The following is an 18,908-nucleotide window of genomic DNA, read 5'->3' on the forward strand; positions in this document are numbered from 1 at the left end:
GCCGGCGAGTTCTTGAAGAGCCATCCAGAGAAGACCTTGTGCCAGGCCGGCTTTTCCTCGACGCTGGCCCGCTCTTCGACGAAAACCTGGACGAAGGCGCCCTCTTCCTGCGGTCGCTCCCAGGGGAGCGACTTCTCACAGGTCGACAGCTTCACCACGAGATTGCCCAGGCGCTTGGATTCGCCCGGCTTCATCGTGATGTCCTGGGTAAGGTTGTTACGCTTGTTGAGGATGCCGAGCGTGGCCACCCGGTCCTTGTTGGGCGTGCCCAGTTCCTGCCCTTGCGCGGCCTGCGCAGGGCCGGCCTGCATGCCCGCGATAGCCTCGGGCACTTCGGTTTCGGCGGGCGCCGGTTCGGGCGCACCGCCGCAGGCGGCCAGTGCGCCGCTCAGCAATACCAGGGGCAGGAAGCCGCAGACGCGGCGATAGAGCGAAACCATAAGGCCTGAAACGCTCAGGCGTCCGGGGACCATGCCTCGTAGTCGCCGGTCGCAGCGGCGCGGCGGCCACCACGCTCAAGCGCGCCCTGCGGACGGTAGGCGGCCACGGTGCCGGTTGCGTTGGGGGTGTAGTCCGCTTCCCAGATGCGCGCGGGCGGCAGGTGGCTTTCCGGCACGTCGTCGTAGGAGTGGTGCAGCCAGCCATGCCATTCCGAGGGCACGCGGCTTGCGTCGTTCGCACCGGCGTAGATCACCCAGCGCCGCTCGTATCCCTCGGTGGTCTTGGCCTTCTTCGCACGGTAATACTTGTTACCTTGCGCGTCAGTGCCCACGTGCTCGCCATTACGCGAGGACCAGAGCGAGGTGCCGATGGTGGCGCCGTCCCACCAGGTGAAGATCTTGGACAGGATTCCCATGAGCCGCGCGTTAGACCTCTTTTGCGCGGATGCCAAGCGCCTAGCGTGCATTTGCCCCGGCTTTGACGCCCCCAATCGCGAAAGTGCCCGTGCACAAAGCGCACATATGCACACTTCACCGCATGACGGGCACATCCCGGCGCGCCTTCGCGGGCGCGGCGTTTCGTTCATCTGAGGTTGGGGATCACTTGGCTTATCAGCGAGTTCCTTTCCCGAACGGATCGCAAATTTTCACAGGAGAACGCTGATGCGTAACCTCATTCTCGCCGCCGCCATGACGGCTGTCGCCGCCCCCGCAACGCTCGTCGCCACCACGACCGAAGTGGCCGCGCGCGACCACCACCGCTACCACCGCACCGACAATGGCATCCGCTACTGGAAGGATGACCGCGGCCGCTACCGCTGCAAGAAGTCCAACGGCACGACCGGCCTGCTGATCGGTGGCGTCGCAGGTGCCCTTGCAGGCCGCGCCGTTGATACAAGGGGCGACCGCACCATGGGCACCGTGGTCGGCGCGGCCGCGGGCGCACTGCTTGGCCGCGAAGTCGACCGCAGCACCAGCAAGCCCAAGTGCCGCTGACCCTTTACGATGAGATAATCGGCAAGCCCGCAAGGGCCTGAAGAAGCCGGCGCCGTGTTGTCCCTTGCACGCGCCGGCTTTTCTTATGCTCGGCGCGGAAGGCGACGAGCTCTCTTCACTCGTCGAACGCTTCGGCGACCCATTCCTCTGCCGCGCGCTCATCGCGTGCCTCGATGATGCGGCGCGCCACCTCCAGCCCGTGCCCGGCCCGCAGCAGCGCGGCAATGTGCTTTTCGCGCGTGGGGCGGTCGATTTCGTCCTGACGCGAGAACGGCCCTAGGCGGCGCCTTCGCGCAAGAGCCAGCGCCGCCTCGCGCTGCTGCGCCTCGCCCGGCGCCATATCCTCGCGCACATCCTCGTCCACACCGGCCTGGTTGAGCGCTTCGCGCACCCGGCGTGCCCCGTAACCGCGCCGCAGCAGACTGCCCGCCTTCATGCGGGCCCAGGTCTCGTCATCGACGTAACCCGCTTGCGCATACCGCTCCACGAGCGCGTCCAGCGGCGGCGCGTCCTCACCTTCCCAGCCGCGTTCACGCACCTTGCGCACCAGATAGGCACGCAGTTTGGCTTGCGTTGTGGCGAATCGCGCGACATAGGCGAGCGCCATTTCCTCGAGTCGAGGCAGGTCGAGCGGACGGGGATTGCGACGCTTGGCAGACATCTTGCCCTATTCGTGCCACACTCGGCGCAGAATGGGGAGTGCTTATGGACCCCTGCAAGGAGAAAACCTTGGCAATATCCGGTTCACGAACGAACCACTAAGCCGGGACGGACTGCTTCAGGATAGTTAGAACAGACAACGGGTTACGATATAATGAGCGACACCATCAGCATGGTGACGAAGACCGATCCGGCGCTGGTCGCCACCCCGAACGAGGACGCGCTTGCGCGCCGGTTCGCGGACTTCGACACCTTCTGCGACGCCCTTGATTATGCGGCCCAGGGCCAGCGCGGCTTCAATTTCCACGATCCACGTGGAAAACTCAAACAGGTCTATCCCTTCCGCGAACTGCGCGCCGACGCGCACAAGGTCGCCTACGCGCTGATCGCACGCGGCGTGAAGCCGGGTGACCGTATCGCGCTGATCGCCGAGACCGGTGCGGACTTCGCGGCGCTGTTCTGCGCGACCGTCTACGCGGGCGCCTGGCCGGTGCCGCTGCCGCTGCCCACCAGCTTTGGCGGCAAGGACAACTACATCGAGCAGCTTTCGGTCCAGCTTTCGAGCGCGGACCCGCTGCTGCTCATTGGCCCGGACGAGATCGCCCACCTCACCTCGGCCGCGGCTGAGCGCCAGGGCTGTGGTCACGCGACCTGGGCCGATTTCGCCGCCAAGGACGCGCCGGCGACCGAACTGCCCAAGGCCAGCCCCGACGACATCTGCTACCTGCAGTACTCGAGCGGCTCGACCCGCTTCCCGCATGGCGTGGCGGTCACCCACCGCTCGCTCATGTCGAACCTGGCCGCGCACAGCCACGGCATGCAGCTGATCGAGAGCGACCGCTGCATCTCCTGGCTGCCCTGGTACCACGACATGGGCCTTGTCGGCTGCTTCCTCTCGCTGATCGCGAACCAGGTCTCGGGCGACTACCTCAAGACCGAGGACTTCGCGCGCCGTCCGCTCGCCTGGCTCGACATGATCACGCGCAACGAGGGCACCTCGATCTCGTACTCGCCGACCTTCGGCTACGATATCTGCGCACGCCGCATTTCCAGCCAGACCAGCGTGGATGAGCGCTTCGACCTCGCGCGCTGGCGCCTTGCCGGCAACGGCGCGGACATGATCCGCCCCGATGTCATGCAGAGCTTCGTCAACGCCTTTGCCCCGGCCGGCTTCAAGGCCAGCGCGTTCCTGCCCAGCTACGGCCTTGCCGAGGCGACCCTGGCGGTCACGATCATGCCGCCGGGCGAAGGCATCCGCGTCGAACTGGTCGAGGAAGAGCGCCTCTCGGGCACGCCCCGCGACCTCAGCCGTCCGGCCCGCTACCGCGCCATCGTCAACTGTGGCAAGCCCGTGCGCGACATGGAAGTGGTGATCCGCGGCGAGAACGGCCAGGAACTCGCCGACCACCAGATCGGCAAGGTCTGGTGCCGCGGTGACAGCGTCATGCATTCGTACTTCCGCGACCCCGAATCGACGGCGGAATGCCTCGTCGATGGCTGGCTCGATACCGGCGACATGGGCTACATGGCGCAGGGGTACCTGTTCATCGTCGGCCGCGCGAAGGACATGATCATCATCAACGGCAAGAACCACTGGCCTCAGGACATCGAGTGGGCCGTGGAGCAGCTGCCCGGCTTCAACCACGGTGACATCGCGGCCTTCTCGGTCGAGACCGACGCCGGTGAAGAAGCCCCTGCCGTGCTCGTCCATTGCCGCGTCTCGGACCCGGACAAGCGCCTCGAACTGCGCGAACTGATTCGCGACAAGGTCCGTTCGATCACCGGCATGAACTGCGTGGTCGAACTGGTTCCGCCCAAGAGCCTGCCGCGCACCAGTTCGGGCAAGCTCAGCCGCGCCAAGGCCAAGAAGCTTTACCTTTCGGGCGAGATCGCCCCCTTCCAGCTGGCCGCCTGATCGCAGCCTGACGGATAGCCAACACGAGAAAGGCCGGTACTCGCGACCGGCCTTTTTTGTTGCCCGGGCAAGCCCCGTCCCATCCGGACGAGTCCGTCAGATATTGCGATGCAGCTCGAGGAGATCGGCCGGAACCTGCAGGGCGTCTGCCGCCACCTGGGTTTCCTGAAGGAACAGGACGAGCGCAATCAGCAGCAGGACGATGGAAACAAGGAAGATCCCGGCGGCCAGGACATGCAGGTCAAGCCCGGCCAGCCCTTGCAGGAAAAGCACCGCGACCGTCGAACCGATCGCGAGCGCCGAAAGCACCATCAGGCGAATCGCGCGCGTGATGATCTTGATGCGGCGGTCGACCAGACGAATTTCGCGCACGATGCCATCATGTTCTCCGCCCTCGGTCTCGGCATAGAGCTTCTGCAGCAGCCGCGCCCGGTCGACGACCCGTCCCAGCCGGGTGGACAGGATGTTGAGAATGTTGCCGATAGCCACCAGCACGAACACAGGGGTCAGGGCGAGTTGGATGGTTTGCGTGATCATCTGCGCCCTATCCTGCCGCTATAGCCTGTGCCCTGCAAGCGGGCTGCGAAATACCTCCCGGCAAGGACGTCAGGGCACGAACCAGCGCTGCTGCCAGCGGTAGACCGCCGGGATCGGCTCGCCTGCACCGTTGGTTGCCGGGCGAAAGCGGAAGCGAGCCTGCGCCAGTTCGCAGGTAATACGGTCCGCCGCCGGATCGGGGCTGGAACGCACGATGCGGCAGCCTGTCACGCGCCCCTCGGTCCCGACGCGCAGATCGATGACGACCGAATGGCCAAGACGCAGCTTGCGGCTCTTTCGGGGATAGTCGCGCGCCGAACTGATGTCTCCCGCGATTTTCACGGTGGGCGTGCCACCACCACCTCCGCCCTGTCCCAAGCCGCGGCGCCCGGCGCCGGGCCCCAGCCCTTCGCCCGAGGCCCCGGTGCCCTCACCTGTGTCCCCCGCGCCCGCATCATCTTCGTTGCCATCGCCCGAAACCGGTGGTGCGGGGCGGGGACGCAGGGCCACGGGGGCCTCGGGCGCGGCAACCGGCTTGGCGTGCGCGCGTTCTCCCGCCTCGGCCGAGGCACCTTCCGGCTCGGGAGCAGGGTCTGGCGCAGGTGCAGGCTCTTCCACCGGATCTTCGGGCGGTTCGGGCGGCTCGGGCGTGAACGTCACGGCCAGCCGCTCGCCCGCCGCAACAACGTTCTCGGCCAGGCCGGGCGCGAACATGTTCACAACCACGAAGGCGAGCAGAACGTGCAGGCCCGCAACGACCAGAATGACCGGCAGCCTTGCCCCGACAGAGGCCCGATAACCGCGAGCCTGCGCGGATGTCTCGGAAGATGTACGGCCTGCGCCCATGCCCTCCCAGATAGGAAGCGCTTGGCCCGAATGCCATTTACCCGCGCACCTCGCGGCTCAGAAATACCAGACCAGCACCCCGTCGCAGTGTTCGCCGCCGCGAAGAGGAAACACCATCATCGACTTGAGCCCTGCCGCGACGGCGCCCTGAGCGATCGGGTCGGTCACATCGGTCGCGAGATCTTCGTCGACGAGGGGAATGCCCTTGCGGCACGCGCGCGCAAATGGCCCCTCCTCTGTCGATACATGTGCCTGCGCGTGGATCAGGGTAAGATCGCACTCGGTCTCGCAATACCCCGCGGCAAAGTGAAATGCGGCCCCGCTCTCATCGAGGCGCCAGTGTTCAACCCGTCCCGCAACCGGCGAAATCCGCGAAGAGACGAGCGTGAGCACCCAGGTTGCGCCATCGCGTGAAGGACAGGGCACCGCCATCGCCCGGTCGAAGCCGGTCGGCTCCTGCGCTTCGTTGCACTGGAACCGCCCTTCGGGCGACAGCTTGGGCAGAATGACCGGTTGCCCCTGGTCCCAGGCCTTCCCCGGAACTCCGTAGCCGCGATGGAAGCGAAAGGTATGCGCGTCGGCCTCAAAGCGTCGCGCATGACCAAAATAGCCATCTACGAGGCACAACTCCTCCTCCCCCTGACGGGCGCACCACAGTTCGAGTGCACCGAGGCGAAAGCGATCGTCCCCGCAGAAGAACAAGGTCACCGATACACATCGCGGGCCATCGAAGCCCGGCACTGCAACGGCGCAACTGAGCCCCTCGCTGAGAGCAGCCTCCTTGCGCACGAAGAACGAGTTGGCGAGATCCTTGATAAGGATCGGCCTCCCCTCCTTCCAACTGCGTCCCGGAAGTCCCTCTCCAAGGCGGAATTGCATGCCCCGGCTCTCTGAGGCGAAATAATCCATCTCGCCATAGATCCCCGACTGCAGATCGATCGTTGTCCCATCGGCAGACGGCACCCACACCTCGATCGCGCGTATGAACGGCTCGCGCTCCATCCTCTTGTGCCGCCCTCCTTCCTCCCACCGCCCGAGCGATGGCCCTCAACAGGCATGACGCCCAAGGCGAGCGATACGCGAACAAGGGTAACGGAGTTTCAAGCGCCGGCACCGGCGAAATCCTTAGCGCTGCGGCCCTTCAGCCATCCGTGAAGGTATAGGGCTGCGCCCCGCGCCGCGTGTCATCGACCATGACATCGCGTCCAATCGGCGGCACCGAACGTGCCGTGCAGTCCGACCGATGGCATAACCGGCACGTCACGCCGATCGGCGTGGCCTTCGCGATATCCGCATCCATCCCCCGGGCATAGACGAGGCGGGACGCCTCGCTTGCCGCGCAGCCCAGCGCCACGGCGCGGGTGACCTGCCCTCGCCCGTACCCATTGCCCCCGCTTGCCACCGTACGCGCGACCGAGAAGAAGCGCTCTCCCCCAGGCAGTTCGAGCCACTGGGTGTGGATCACCCGAGGCGCACGAAAGACCTGGTGCACGCTCCACAAGGGGCATCCGCCCCCATGCGCGGCAAAGGGGAAGCCCGCTCCATCCAGGCGCTTGGAGACATTGCCCGCCTCGTCCAGACGCAGGAAGAAGAACGGCACGCGCTCCTCGCCGGGCCGCTGGAGCGTGGTGAGGCGATGTGCGACCTGCTCGAAGCTCGCACCGAACAGGCCGCCCAGCGCCTCGATGTCGTAACCACGTTGCTCGGCGGCGCGCGCGAACTTGCCATAGGGCATGAGCATCGCCGCCGCGCCGTAAGCCGCCAGCGCACGCTGGAGGAGCACCCGCGTGGTCTCGCTGGCGAAGGTTTCCACCCGCAGGATCGCCTTGATATCGCTGCGCATCGCGGTGTGCGCGATATGGGTGGCCGTCTGGAAGTCGCGGCTGGGACCATCGAGCGTGTCATCAAGCAGGAGTTGCTGGTTGTGCCGATCAAAGCGGCGCAGCGCGCCCATCATGACCTCGGGCGGCAGCGCGCGCACGCGCACCCCCTTCTCCTTGAGCCATGCCTCGGCCCCGCCTGCCTGCTCGATCTCGGCCGCAAGATCCTCGGCGCGGGTGTCGAGTGGATGGAAATAGTTCCGCCGCGCCGCCAGGAATCGCTGCGCCTCGCGCACGGGCTCGTTTTCCTCGGCGCCGGGGCCGGCCGCGCGCTGTTCCGCCAGTGCCTGCTGCTCGCGCGTATAGGCGCCGTGAAGGCGCAGCAGCGCTTCACTCACCCCCGGAAAGCTCATCGCGATGTCCGAGATCTCCAGCGCGGGCAGGTCGATATCACCGAAGATCGGATCACGCAGCACGTCGGACAGACGCCGCGCATAGTCCTCGCCGTCCTCGCTCGCGAGGTCGCCGATTTCCAGACGGTAGGTGCGCGCAAGCCGCACCAGCATCTCGGCCGTGACCGGACGCTGGTTGCGCTCGAGCAGCGCGACATAGCTGGGCGAGATCTCCAGATCGTCGGCCATGGCCTGCTGGGTGAGGCCGAGCTCCCGGCGCAAGCGGCGCAGGCGCGGACCAAGGTACAAGGGGCGGGTTTCAGCCATGCGGGGGTGGCTCCTGTGAGGCCTGTACAACTTTACATCCAAATCTTGTAAAGTTTGACAACGGCACTGCGCAAGCCATTTCGCGCAAGAAAGTTTGCCCGTATCTGGTGGTCATCGGAAACAACCGCCGCTTCCAAGGCCCTTCGCAATGCAGGCCAACGGCACCATGAACGGGATGAGACCAGTGACCTACCAGAGCACGATCAGCGCCGCCGGACAGACCATCGGCAACGAACCCAACTGGAACGGCATCGAGGCCGAGTCGGTGGCGCGCATGCGCCTGCAGAACCGCTTCAACACCGGGCTCGACATCGCCCGCTACACCGCGAAGATCATGCGCCAGGACATGGCGGCCTACGATGCCGATCCGGCCAACTACACCCAGTCGCTGGGCTGCTGGCACGGCTTCATCGGGCAGCAGAAGATGATCTCCATCAAGAAGCATTTCGGCTCGACCAAGGGGCGCTACCTCTATCTCTCAGGCTGGATGGTCGCCGCGCTGCGCTCGGATTTCGGCCCCCTGCCCGACCAGTCGATGCACGAGAAGACCAGCGTCCCGGCCCTGGTGGAGGAGCTCTACACCTTCCTCAAGCAGGCCGACGCCCGCGAGCTTGGCGGCATGTTCCGCGATCTCGACAAGGCCCGCAAGGGCGGTGACGAGATGGAAGCCAAGCGCATCGAGACCGCGATCGACAACTACGAGACCCACGTGGTTCCGATCATCGCCGACATCGATGCCGGCTTCGGCAATGCCGAGGCAACCTACCTCCTCGCCAAGAAGTTCATCGAAGCGGGCGCCTGCTGCCTCCAGATCGAGAACCAGGTCTCGGACGAGAAGCAGTGCGGCCACCAGGACGGCAAGGTCACGGTTCCGCACGAGGACTTCATCGCGAAGATCCGGGCAATCCGCTATGCCTTCATGGAACTGGGGGTCGAGGACGGTCTGATCGTGGCGCGCACCGACTCGCTGGGCGCCGGACTCACCAAGCAGATCGCCTATACCCGCACGGCGGGCGACATCGGCGACCAGTACAACAGCTACCTCGACTGCGAGGAAGTGGGAGCCGGTGAGGTCGGTCACGGCGAAGTCCTGATCAGCCGTGACGGCAAGCTCATGCGCCCCAAGCGCCTGCCCAGCAATCTCTACCAGTTCCGCAAGGGAACCGGCGAGGACCGCTGTGTGCTCGACTGCATCAACGCGCTTCGCAATGGTGCCGACCTGCTGTGGATCGAAACCGAGAAGCCGCATATCGGCCAGATCGGCGGAATGGTCAGCCGCATTCGCGAGGAAATGCCCAATGCTAAGCTGGTCTACAACAATTCGCCCAGCTTCAACTGGACGCTCAATTTCCGCCAGCAGGTCTACGATGCCTGGGAAGCGGCGGGACGTGATCTTTCGGGCTATGACCGCGCGAAGTTGATGAGCGTGGACTACGACGGCACCGAGCTGGCGGCCGAGGCCGACGAGCGCATCCGCACCTTCCAGAGGGACGCGGCGCGCGAGGCGGGCATCTTCCACCACCTCATCACCCTGCCGACCTACCACACCGCGGCGCTGTCGACCGACAACCTCGCCAAGGAGTACTTCGGCGAACAGGGCATGCTCGGCTACGTCAAGGGTGTCCAGCGCCAGGAGATCCGCCAGGGCATCGCCTGCGTGAAGCACCAGAACATGGCCGGTTCGGACATCGGCGATGACCACAAGGAATACTTCGCCGGCGAAGCGGCTCTCAAGGCTGGCGGCGAACACAATACGATGAACCAGTTCGCGGCCTGACCGCCTCGCCTGGGAGAGGAGCGAGCGCATGGATATCCGCGAACACCTGAAATTGCCGAGCGGGGTAACTCTCAAACTCGCCCCGCTCGCCGATACCGAAGAACTGACAACGACCGACGCCAATCCCGGCGCGCGCAATGGAAGGAGACGTGACATGATGACTGCAACGACCACGACCGAACCGGCCCGCGCCCGCGCGGTGCTGTCCAACCAGGACTTCAAGCTGCTGCAGGACGCCTGCCTGTTCTACCTGAAGGCCCATGAGGACGATCCCATCTCGTCCAAGTACTCCGCGCTCTATCACCGCCTCGGCTCGGCAATCCGCCGTTGATGGAGCCCCCGGCACCGGCGCTCCAGAACGCCGGGTCGGGAAGCCGAATTCTTCGAGTTTTCCTGGGGAGGAAAGCGTGGCCCGTTCCGCAGTCACTGCGGGGCGGGCCCATTTGCATGCCGGAGCGCCCTGTTGAGATGGAGGAGCGGTACTCCCGGATAGTTACGCAAGGCTCGATTAGAGTATCCGTGATGATCAAGTCTGAGATTGCGCCCAGCATCTATCGGCTTTGAGCAGAGCGTTTGCGGTCACGACGAGCTTTCGCATGACGGCGGTGATGGCGATTTTGGCGGGCTTTCCTGCGGTGACGAGTTGTTGGTACTTTGCCTTGAGGTCAGGGTTGTATCGGGCGGCGACGAGGGCCGGCATATAGAGGGCCTGCCTCACGTTAGCACGTCCGCCGCGGATGAAGCTTTTGCCTTTCCATTGTCCGGATTGCCGCGCAATCGGTGCAAGGCCGGCAAGGGACGCGGCCTGCTTGTTCTCAAGGCTGCCGAGTTCGGGCATGGTGGCGATGAGCTGGTTGGCGGTCAGCGTTCCCACACCCGCGATGCTGGTCAGTATCTGGTGTCGACGAGCGAGTACGGCATCGGCGGCGATCAGGTTGGAGATCTCAGCATCGAGGGCCGCGATATGTCGATCAATCTGTTCGAGCCGCTGGCGACACTGGCGCTTGAGAAAGGCGATGGTGAGATTTTTCTCACGATTTTTGAGCGCGGTGCGATCACGAACCAGGCCATCTCGGGCATTGATGAGTTCCGCCATTTGGGTCTGCTGTGGGCTTCGAGCGGGTCTGACCACTGGCTGCAAGGTTGCGGCCATACGAGCCAGCAGGATGGCGTCAATGCGATCAGTCTTGGCCAGCGTGCCAGTCGCCTGGGCGAAGCGCCGGGCCCGTTCAGGGTTGAGCTTCACACAGGGCCAGTTGGTCAGCGCCGCCTCCAGTGCGCGATGATAGGTGCCGGTTGCCTCGTAGGCGATCCGTTCGATCGGCCATTGTCGCAGCCAGGCGATCAGCGCCTTGTGCCCCTTGGCGGTATTGGCAAACTGGCGCTCGGCGCCGACGGGGTAGGCATGGCAATCGAGGCTCGCTTTGGAGATGTCGATGCCGATCGTCTGTGGTAGATTGTCGCTCATCTTTTCCGCTGTCCCATGCTTGTCATCCGGGTCCAAAACCCCGGTATCCGTTCGGGCCTGATGGAAAAGAAAGGGGCGATCCTACTCTAACCCGGTCCCTTAACGACCGGCGGTTTCGCGATCCGTCCCCTTCCGCCCGGACCGGGGTGGCCACCCCGGTCCGGGCAATCCAGCATGGCCCAAACGGACGGCGATGTCATAAGACAAGCGGTCTCAAGCCCGATCCCACTACAGCTTACGCATGGGCACCAGCGGCACGGATACCCTCGACCTGATCGCGACGAGCGCGCTCCAGCAGTCCCGGATGGACCTGGTATTGCTGGCGGGCATCGTATGCCTGATGGCTTCGGGGACGACCGTCCTGCTGCTGCGCCAGGCGCGCAGCAGCCGACATCGCGAACGACGCCTCTGGACACTGGCGGCTGGCGGCGCCTTTGGTTTTGGCGCTTGGGCCAGCCACTTCATTGCGCTTCTGGGAGACGATTCACGCCACGATCACGCCCATTCGGCGGTCCTAACGCTGGCCAGCCAGGCCTCCGGACTGGCCGCCGGGCTCCTCGCCCTGCATCTGGCCGTGCCCGGGCAAACGGTCCGAGCAAAGGCCTTGGCGGCGACCCTGCTCGCCATCGGCTTCGGCGCCATGCACTATCTGGGAGGCCTCTCACTCCAGGTTGACACGACGTTCCGATGGCACCCCGGCCTTGTCGCCGCCTCCCTCCTTCTGCCCGCACTGTTCTTCTATCCCGCGCTCACCCACACGCTGGCGCGGCGCGGTGCAGGCACGCTGTGGCTCGCCGCCCTCCTGCTTGCGCTGGGCACGGCGCTCCTGCATCTTCTGGGATCGGCCGCACTGACACCGGGCCCCGAACATGGCGCACTGAGTGCTCCAGCCATCCCGGCAAGTTCCCTTGCCGGCTGGGTGGCCGCCGTCGCGCTGGCCGTGCTCGCGGCGGGCATGGCGACCCAACTCGTACGCAGCCAGGCCCAGGCGTCACTGCTGCGGAGCGAACGGCAATTCTCCGACCTCGTCCGCTCGATCTCGGACTATGCCATAGTCCTGCTCGGCACGGACGGCACCGTCACGCAGTGGAACGAAGGCGCGCGCAACCTGACCGGCTACAGCGCACAGGACATGCTCGGCATGCCCGTCGCGCGGCTGTTCAGCTATGGCGACCGCGGCGACGACCTGCCCGCGCGCACACTCGAGCATGCGCGCGAAACGGGCAGTGCCTCAGGCGAATGTCTCTACATGCGGCGAGACGGGTCCACGTTCTGGGGGCACGGCACCTTTCAGGCCACGCGCGGTCCCGAAGGGGGATTGGTCGGCTACTCGTTCGTCATGCGCGACGTGAGCGGGTTCAAGGCAGACAAGGACCTGATTGCCCAGACCTCGATGCGCCTCGACACCGCGCTGACCAACATGCACGAGGGCCTCGGCCTGTTCGATGCCGACGGCCACCTGGTGCTGTGCAACGCCCGCTTCCGCGAGCTATGGGGCCTCGATGACGCCGTGTGCGAAGCGGGTACACCGCTTGCCAAGATGGTCCGCGCCGGTTTCATGAACCCCGATGGGGCAGAGCACGCCACCCCCGCTCTTGCCCAGTACCGCCAGCTCCTGAAGGAGACTTTCGCCAACCCGTCCCTGCCCCCGATCACGATCGATTTCGACGGGGTCCTTGCCGTCTCGATTGCCAACCGCGCGCTGCCCGACGGTGGCTGGGTCACCACGTGCGATGATATCACCGAACAGCGCCGCTCCGAAGCGCGCATCGCGCACATGGCGCTGCACGACAGCCTCACCGGACTGCCCAACCGCACCCGCTTCAACCAGCGTCTCGACGACAAGCTGGCTTTGGCCAAGCGCACCCAAGGCAAGGTCGCCGTGATCGCGATGGACCTCGACCGTTTCAAGGACGTCAACGACACGCACGGCCATGCCGCCGGCGATGCACTGCTCCAGTCCATCGGCCGCGCGGTGACGGAGGGCACACTCGAGAGCGAAGTCGTCGCCCGGCTCGGCGGGGACGAGTTTGCCGCGGCCAAGATATTTACCGACACCCAGGACCTCAGCGAATTCGTCAGCCGACTGCACGCCTGCATCGCGGGCGCCAACGACTGCAGGGACATCGAGGTCGGCGCAAGTCTGGGCATCGCGATCTTTCCCGACGACGGCTCCGACCGGGAAACACTCCTCAACAACGCGGACCTTGCGATGTACCGCGCGAAGGGCCAGCGCGGCGAAAGCTGCTGCTGCTACGAGGAAGGCATGGACGCCGCCGCCCGGCGACGTCGCCTTCTGGCAGGAGACCTGCGCCAGGCCATCGCACGCGGTGAACTGCATTTGCTCTACCAGCCGCAGAGGTCTTTGCGCAGTGGCAAGCTCAGCGGTTACGAAGCCCTCCTGCGCTGGCAACATCCCCGCCTTGGCTTCATTCCACCCGACGAGTTTATCCCGATCGCCGAAGAAAGCGGATCGATATTCGCCATCGGCGAATGGGTGCTCGAGGAAGCCTGCCGCGAGGCCCAGCGCTGGCCGGGCGGAGAGAAAGTTGCGGTAAACCTGTCCGCCGTGCAGTTCTCCAAGCCCGATCTTGTCGCCACGATCCATGGCATCCTCGCCGAAACCGGTCTTTCCCCGCGCCGCCTCGAGCTCGAGATCACCGAAACCGCGATCATCGAAGACAAGCTGCGCGCACTCCACTGCCTGCGCCAAATGAAGGCGATGGGGATCGGGGTGGCCATCGACGACTTCGGCACGGGCTATTCCTCACTCGACACGCTCCACTCCTTTCCCTTCGACAAGATCAAGATCGACAAGTCCTTTCTCCTGCTCTCGGACACGAGCGCACAGGCCCGCGCGATCATCCGCGCCGTTCTTGCGTTGGGCAAGAGCCTCGCCATTCCGGTTCTGGCCGAAGGCGTGGAGACCGAGGCGCAGCTGCGAATTCTGGAGAACGAGGGCTGCGACGAGGCACAGGGGTACTATTTCGGCCGTCCTGGCGGGCCACCGAGCCACCCCCACTCCGATCTCACGCAAAAGACCGCCGTCAACACCTGACACACGATGTCTCAGGGTGACGCGCCTGCCAGCCTGCTGGCGCGCTTGATCGAGAACATGGACAGGCATCCCAACCTCGCGCACGGTGCAGATCTGCCCGCGGCCTTGTGAGGAGACCTTTGCCGATGAAGTCGATCGCCACCTTGACGATGAACCCGACCATCGATGTTTCCTACGACGTCGCCGAAATGCGGCACACCCACAAGATGCGCACCGACAACGAGTGGTACGCCCCTGGCGGCGGGGGGCTCAACGTCGCCCGCGTGTTCGTGCGGCTCGGCGGAAACGCGCGCTCGTTCTACCTATCGGGCGGAGCCACCGGCCCTGCGCTCGATGGCCTAGTCGATCTTCATCAACTGGTCCGTACGCGCATAGCCATTACCGGCCCCACCCGGGTCGCTTCGGCCGTGCTGGAACGCCAGAGCGGCAAGGAATACCGCTTCACCCCGCAAGGGCCGCGCATCGCGCCCGGCGAATGGAATGAATGCCTCGACCAACTGGACGAAACGGATGCCGACATCGTGGTCCTCAGCGGCTCGCTGCCTCCCGGCGTCCCCGATGACTTCTACGCGCAGGCCACGAGACGCCTGCGTCGCAAAGGGATCGAGGTGGTACTCGACAGCTCTGCCCCTGCCCTCTCCCATGGCATTGCCGAGGGCGACCTGCTGCTGGTCAAACCCAGTTCGGGCGAACTGGAAAGTTACCTAGGGACTTCCCTCAGCGGGCATTCCGCCATAGCCGACGCCGCCCGTCGCATTGTCGCAGAAGGCAAGGCCAGACTGGTTGCCGTAACTCTGGGGCATGAGGGGGCAATTCTGGCGCGGGCCGACGGTGCCTGGTTCCTCCCGGCATTGCCGATCGAAGCGGCAAGCGCGGTGGGGGCAGGCGACAGCTTTGTCGCGGCAATGGTCTATGCTCTCGCGCGGGGCGATGATGATCTCGCCGCATTCCGCATGGGGCTTGCCGCGGGAACCGCCGCCGTGCTGCGCGCAGGTACCGGGCTTGCACAAGCGGCCGACATCGCCCGCCTACTTAGACAAGTGCCTGATCCCGAACCACTATGATCTATACTGATTCGCTTTTTACGGAGGTTTTTCCGCTTGACGCAGGTGCAGCAATTATACCAAGGTGCATTGATCAGTACCCATGTGCCCATTGGCGCATTCCGATGGACATGATGCGCCAGGGCTGATCGACGAGCTTGTTCCATGCGAAGCAGCAGTGGTCGACGATGTCGTCGTAGGATTTGAAGATGCGGTTCGACAGCCAGTTGTCGCGCATGAACTGCCAGACGTTTTCGACTGGGTTGAGTTCGGGGCATCTCGGCGGCAGCGGCATCAGGGTGATGTTGGGAGGCACGACCAGTTCGGCCGATCCGTGCCATCCGGCCTGATCGAGCAGGAGGACTGCATGCGCGCCTGGCGCGACGTGGAAGGCAATTTCCTCGAGATGCATGCTCATTGCCTCGCTGTTGCAACGGGGCATGACGATGCCGGCGGCCTTGCCTTCGGCGGGACAGATCGCGCCGAACAGCCATGCCGAGGAGCGACGCTGGTCCTTCGGCGCCGATGGCCGGGTTCCGCGCTTCGCCCAGCGCCGGGTAAGCTTGGTCTGCTGGCCGATGCGGGCCTCGTCCTGCCACCATAGCTCTATCGGCGTTCCTCTCGGGAGCCGCCGCTTGATTTGCGCCAGACGGGCGCCGAAGTTTTTTTAAAATCGACGATGTCATCGCGCTTCTGGCCACGATGGCGCGGCCGGGCCGAGAGCTTGCGATAACCCATCGCACGAAGCTCGCGCCCGAGAGTGTGGCGTGTGACCGACAGCTCGAACTCGTCCCAGACCCACAGCGCCAGGTCAGCAAGCCGCCAACGCACGACGCCATGCGCCGCGGGGATCGGCCCCGCCTCGACGATCTCGGCGAGCCGGGCGCGCTGCTCGTCGTTCAGGATCGAAGCCCGCCCCGGAGCTTTGCGCGTTGCCAGACCGTCGGGACCTCCGTCGTTGAACCGCAGAACCCAGTCGCGCACGATCTGCAGCGTCACGCCGGCAATCTTCGCCGCTTCGCTGCGACTGCCGCCGTCCAGGATCAGCGCAACAGCCAACAGGCGTCGGACCTGATCGGCATCGCCACTTCGTCGTGCAAACCCTCGCAAATCCGCCGATGTGTAGTCAGATCGAACCCCAATCGCTGCCGCCATCGCAAGCCTCCATGTGCCTGCCATGATGAATCAGAAAATCACCAGCTTGGAAAGCGAGGACGTGAGTCAGCCTCAGCGCGCCTTGGTATTAGCCGGCACTTTCGCAAGTGCAGCATGATTTTGCGATAAACCGCCCACTCACTTCGCATCGGCACAATCCCTTAGGTCCAATACGGGACATTTTGGGCGCCTGACGCAAGCATATTTGCAATTATTGCTTTTCAGGCGGACATTTCTGTTGCACATTCCTCTCGAACAGTCTTTTAGACCGATACGAGTTTTGAAGAGGTTGGGAGAGAGCGCGCCGGGGGACACCTCCGGCGCGCCGATTTTTAAGGGGACCATCCTGGGGTTGAGGCACCGCCTCCCCCTCCCCCATCGCCCCCTTGTCTGTCATTCCGAAGCCAGGATTGCTCCGCAAGGCGCGTTCGGGTAGCGCGGAGCGCGCTGCAACCCACACGTCTGGAATGCCCTACTCCCCGTGCGCCACTCTGCTACCCCGCCCTCGCTGTCTGCCCAGCTCTGGTCGATCGCGTTTCCCGCGATGCTCACCAATGTGGCGACGGCCCTGTTCGGACTGGCCGACATGTGGGCGATTGGACGGCTTGGAGATCCTGCAGCGCAAGGGGCTGTCGAACTCGGCGCGAAGTTCACGATGGGCCTGCTCAACGTCTTCAACTTCCTGCGCACCGGCACGATTGCCCTGACGGCTCAAGGGTCGGGCCGCAGCGATTTCGACGCGCAAGCGACCACTCTCGTGCGCGCCCTCGCCGTGGCACTGGGCATCGGAGTGCTGCTGATCGGCGCGATGCCGCTGGCGATCCCTGCAGGTCTCGATTTCCTCGGGGCTCATGGCACCTTGCGCGAGGAAGCCCACGCCTACGTAGCTCTGCGCTATTGGGCCGCGCCGCTGTGGCTTCTCAATTGCGTCCTTATCGGCTGGCTTGTCGGCCAGCGAATGGTCCGCCATGTCCTTGCCGTCGAGATCACGACCAACATCGTGCATGTCGCCCTCGATCTGGTGCTCGTCCTGGGAGCAGGCTGGGGCGTCGAAGGCGTGGCGCTGGCAAGTCTGCTGTCCGAGGGTCTTCGCCTTGTCCTCCTGATCGGGATTGCCCTCCATCGTCCCGCATCGCGTATCGCGGCGCGCCAGGTGTTTCGCGCGGAGACCTGGCAGCGCAGCGCACTGGCCCGCCTCTTCGCGCTCAACCGCGATCTGTTCCTCCGCACGCTGCTCTTGACCGGCGCCATGATGCTCTTTGCGCGCACAGGCGCCCAGGCTGGCCCCGTCACTCTCGCGGCGAACGGTATCCTGTTCCAGCTTTTCATGCTGGCCACCCTTCTGCTCGACGGCTTCGAGAACGCGGCGCAGGTGCTGTGCGGCGAGGCCTACGGCGCGTGCGAAGCCCAGCGCTTTCGGCACACCGTGCGCCTCGCTCTGGGCTGGGGCGCGGTCATGGGGTGCGCCCTCTCGCTCATCTACCTGGCCGCCGCGCCCAGCCTCGCCGACGCGTTCACCGCATCGCCGCAGGTCCGCGCCGCCAGCCAGGAGTACATCGTCTGGATCATGGTGCTCCCCGCCGTAGGCATGGCCTCTTTCGTGCTCGACGGGGTTTTCGTCGGGGCAGGCTGGACGCGCGCAATGATGGGTACGATGGCCCTGGCCCTGGCCCTCTATGTCGCGCTGCTATGGCTGCTGTCCCCCTTGGGCAATCACGGCCTGTGGCTCGCCTTCACGGTGCTGTTCATCGCACGCGCGGCCAGCCAGTTCGCCGTCCTGCCCCGGCTTACGAAACGGGAGTTTGCCGAAATCTAGCTCACCTCGCCCCGCCGATATATGAGAAGCAGGTTGTTGGCGGGCATCTCGACACGCCGAGTGCGCGAAAACCCGCAGTGCGTGGCCAACGCGTCCACATCGGAGAGCTGCCGCAGCCCCCAGGCCGGATTGCGCGCCTTGAGCGATTGATCGAACTCGAGGTTGGACGGTGCGGTTGCGACATCGGCCTCCCGGTAGGGACCATAGAGGATCAATGGCGCGCCTGCATTCAGCCTCTCTGCCGCGCCGGTAAAGAGCCCTTGCGTCGCGCTCCAAGGACTGATGTGCACCATGTTGATGCAGACCATGGCATCCGCACGGTCCACCGGCCAGTCGGCAGGCTGCGACGCATCCAGGCTCACGGGTGCACGCAGGTTCGAGAGGCCTTGCTGCGCGCTCCAGCCCGCGATGGACGCGCAGGCATCGGGATCGGGGTCGGAAGGCTGCCACACGAACCCCGGGAGCCCTGCCGCGAAATGCACGGCATGCTCACCACTCCCGCTCGCCACTTCCAGCACGAGCCCATTCCCGGGCAATTCCTCGCGCAGGAGCTCCAGGATCGGCGCGCGGTTGCGCAGCGTGGCGGGGGCGTGGCGGCGTGGATCGGGCGAACCGGGATCGAGCGGCGTTGTGTAACTCATGCTCCGGACTTACCCGT

The 18,908-nt window shown here is 65.1% G+C and carries 16 protein-coding genes and 1 pseudogene; 7 read left to right on the plus strand and 10 right to left on the minus strand.

Annotated elements, in window-relative coordinates; genetic code table 11:
- Window positions 1-11: 11 nt before the first annotated feature.
- Together HT578_RS22460 and HT578_RS05935 are read right to left on the minus strand one after the other, a co-directional pair.
- Window positions 12-473: pseudogene (locus HT578_RS22460) on the minus strand (DUF2155 domain-containing protein); the annotation flags it as partial.
- Entirely contained in the window at window positions 455-856 is a 402-nt protein-coding gene (locus HT578_RS05935) for an NADH:ubiquinone oxidoreductase subunit NDUFA12 (RefSeq protein ID WP_039392575.1), read from the minus strand. The gene HT578_RS05935 and the pseudogene HT578_RS22460, both read right to left, overlap by 19 nt.
- A gap of 247 nt (window positions 857-1,103) precedes the next feature.
- Here HT578_RS05935 and HT578_RS05940 point away from each other — a divergent pair, with 247 nt between their 5' ends.
- Complete coding sequence (locus tag HT578_RS05940; protein ID WP_039392574.1) at window positions 1,104-1,436, plus strand: glycine zipper 2TM domain-containing protein; 333 nt, start codon at window positions 1,104-1,106, stop codon at window positions 1,434-1,436.
- Window positions 1,437-1,551: 115 nt separating this feature from the next.
- Here HT578_RS05940 and HT578_RS05945 read toward each other — a convergent pair whose 3' ends face one another.
- Entirely contained in the window at window positions 1,552-2,097 is a 546-nt protein-coding gene (locus HT578_RS05945) for a regulatory protein RecX (protein WP_039392573.1), read from the minus strand.
- A 153-nt stretch (window positions 2,098-2,250) separates the two neighbouring features.
- Here HT578_RS05945 and HT578_RS05950 point away from each other — a divergent pair, with 153 nt between their 5' ends.
- Complete coding sequence (locus tag HT578_RS05950) at window positions 2,251-4,011, plus strand: fatty acyl-AMP ligase (RefSeq protein WP_213502679.1); 1,761 nt, start codon at window positions 2,251-2,253, stop codon at window positions 4,009-4,011.
- A gap of 96 nt (window positions 4,012-4,107) precedes the next feature.
- On the opposite strand, the gene HT578_RS05955 is transcribed toward HT578_RS05950, so the two are convergent.
- From HT578_RS05955 to HT578_RS05970, 4 genes are all read right to left on the minus strand, one after another.
- Window positions 4,108-4,548 (minus strand): DUF2721 domain-containing protein, encoded by a 441-nt coding sequence (locus HT578_RS05955; RefSeq protein ID WP_213502681.1) that lies wholly within the window; start codon window positions 4,546-4,548, stop codon window positions 4,108-4,110.
- Between the two features lie 69 nt (window positions 4,549-4,617).
- Window positions 4,618-5,394 (minus strand): TonB family protein, encoded by a 777-nt coding sequence (locus HT578_RS22385; RefSeq protein ID WP_277884192.1) that lies wholly within the window; start codon window positions 5,392-5,394, stop codon window positions 4,618-4,620.
- A 57-nt stretch (window positions 5,395-5,451) separates the two neighbouring features.
- On the minus strand, window positions 5,452-6,396 hold the full coding sequence (locus HT578_RS05965) for a GAF domain-containing protein (protein ID WP_213502683.1): 945 nt from the start codon (window positions 6,394-6,396) through the stop codon (window positions 5,452-5,454).
- Between the two features lie 139 nt (window positions 6,397-6,535).
- The gene (locus tag HT578_RS05970; RefSeq protein WP_213502685.1) at window positions 6,536-7,933 is read right to left on the minus strand and encodes a helix-turn-helix domain-containing protein; all 1,398 of its coding nucleotides are present in this window, start codon (window positions 7,931-7,933) and stop codon (window positions 6,536-6,538) included.
- A gap of 184 nt (window positions 7,934-8,117) precedes the next feature.
- On the opposite strand from HT578_RS05970, the gene HT578_RS05975 reads away from it, so the two are divergent.
- The gene (locus HT578_RS05975; protein WP_213502692.1) at window positions 8,118-9,710 is read left to right on the plus strand and encodes an isocitrate lyase; all 1,593 of its coding nucleotides are present in this window, start codon (window positions 8,118-8,120) and stop codon (window positions 9,708-9,710) included.
- Window positions 9,711-9,738: 28 nt separating this feature from the next.
- Window positions 9,739-10,041: a hypothetical protein gene (locus HT578_RS05980; protein WP_039392569.1), complete on the plus strand. Its 303-nt coding sequence runs from the start codon at window positions 9,739-9,741 to the stop codon at window positions 10,039-10,041.
- 195 nt (window positions 10,042-10,236) lie between these two features.
- Here the strand turns inward: HT578_RS05980 and HT578_RS05985 are convergent, their stop codons facing one another.
- Window positions 10,237-11,178, minus strand: a complete 942-nt coding sequence (locus HT578_RS05985; protein WP_039396878.1) for an IS110 family transposase — start codon at window positions 11,176-11,178, stop codon at window positions 10,237-10,239.
- A 241-nt stretch (window positions 11,179-11,419) separates the two neighbouring features.
- Between HT578_RS05985 and HT578_RS05990 the strand changes: the two genes are divergently transcribed.
- Complete coding sequence (locus HT578_RS05990) at window positions 11,420-14,236, plus strand: bifunctional diguanylate cyclase/phosphodiesterase (protein WP_239026512.1); 2,817 nt, start codon at window positions 11,420-11,422, stop codon at window positions 14,234-14,236.
- Between the two features lie 125 nt (window positions 14,237-14,361).
- Entirely contained in the window at window positions 14,362-15,300 is a 939-nt protein-coding gene (locus HT578_RS05995; protein WP_213502700.1) for a 1-phosphofructokinase family hexose kinase, read from the plus strand.
- A gap of 73 nt (window positions 15,301-15,373) precedes the next feature.
- Here HT578_RS05995 and HT578_RS06000 read toward each other — a convergent pair.
- Window positions 15,374-16,434 (minus strand): IS630 family transposase gene (locus HT578_RS06000; RefSeq protein WP_144401094.1). Its coding sequence is split into 2 segments (ribosomal slippage): window positions 15,374-15,942 and window positions 15,942-16,434, totalling 1,062 coding nucleotides; the frame shifts between segments, so codons are not numbered across the junction.
- A gap of 481 nt (window positions 16,435-16,915) precedes the next feature.
- On the opposite strand from HT578_RS06000, the gene HT578_RS06005 reads away from it, so the two are divergent.
- On the plus strand, window positions 16,916-18,250 hold the full coding sequence (locus HT578_RS06005) for an MATE family efflux transporter (protein ID WP_239026513.1): 1,335 nt from the start codon (window positions 16,916-16,918) through the stop codon (window positions 18,248-18,250).
- Here HT578_RS06005 and HT578_RS06010 read toward each other — a convergent pair.
- On the minus strand, window positions 18,247-18,891 hold the full coding sequence (locus HT578_RS06010; protein ID WP_213502702.1) for a DUF938 domain-containing protein: 645 nt from the start codon (window positions 18,889-18,891) through the stop codon (window positions 18,247-18,249). The genes HT578_RS06005 and HT578_RS06010 overlap by 4 nt on opposite strands.
- Window positions 18,892-18,908 lie beyond the last annotated feature (17 nt).

Origin of the sequence: Novosphingobium decolorationis, assembly GCF_018417475.1 — a bacterium.
GTDB classification, from domain to species: domain Bacteria; phylum Pseudomonadota; class Alphaproteobacteria; order Sphingomonadales; family Sphingomonadaceae; genus Novosphingobium; species Novosphingobium decolorationis.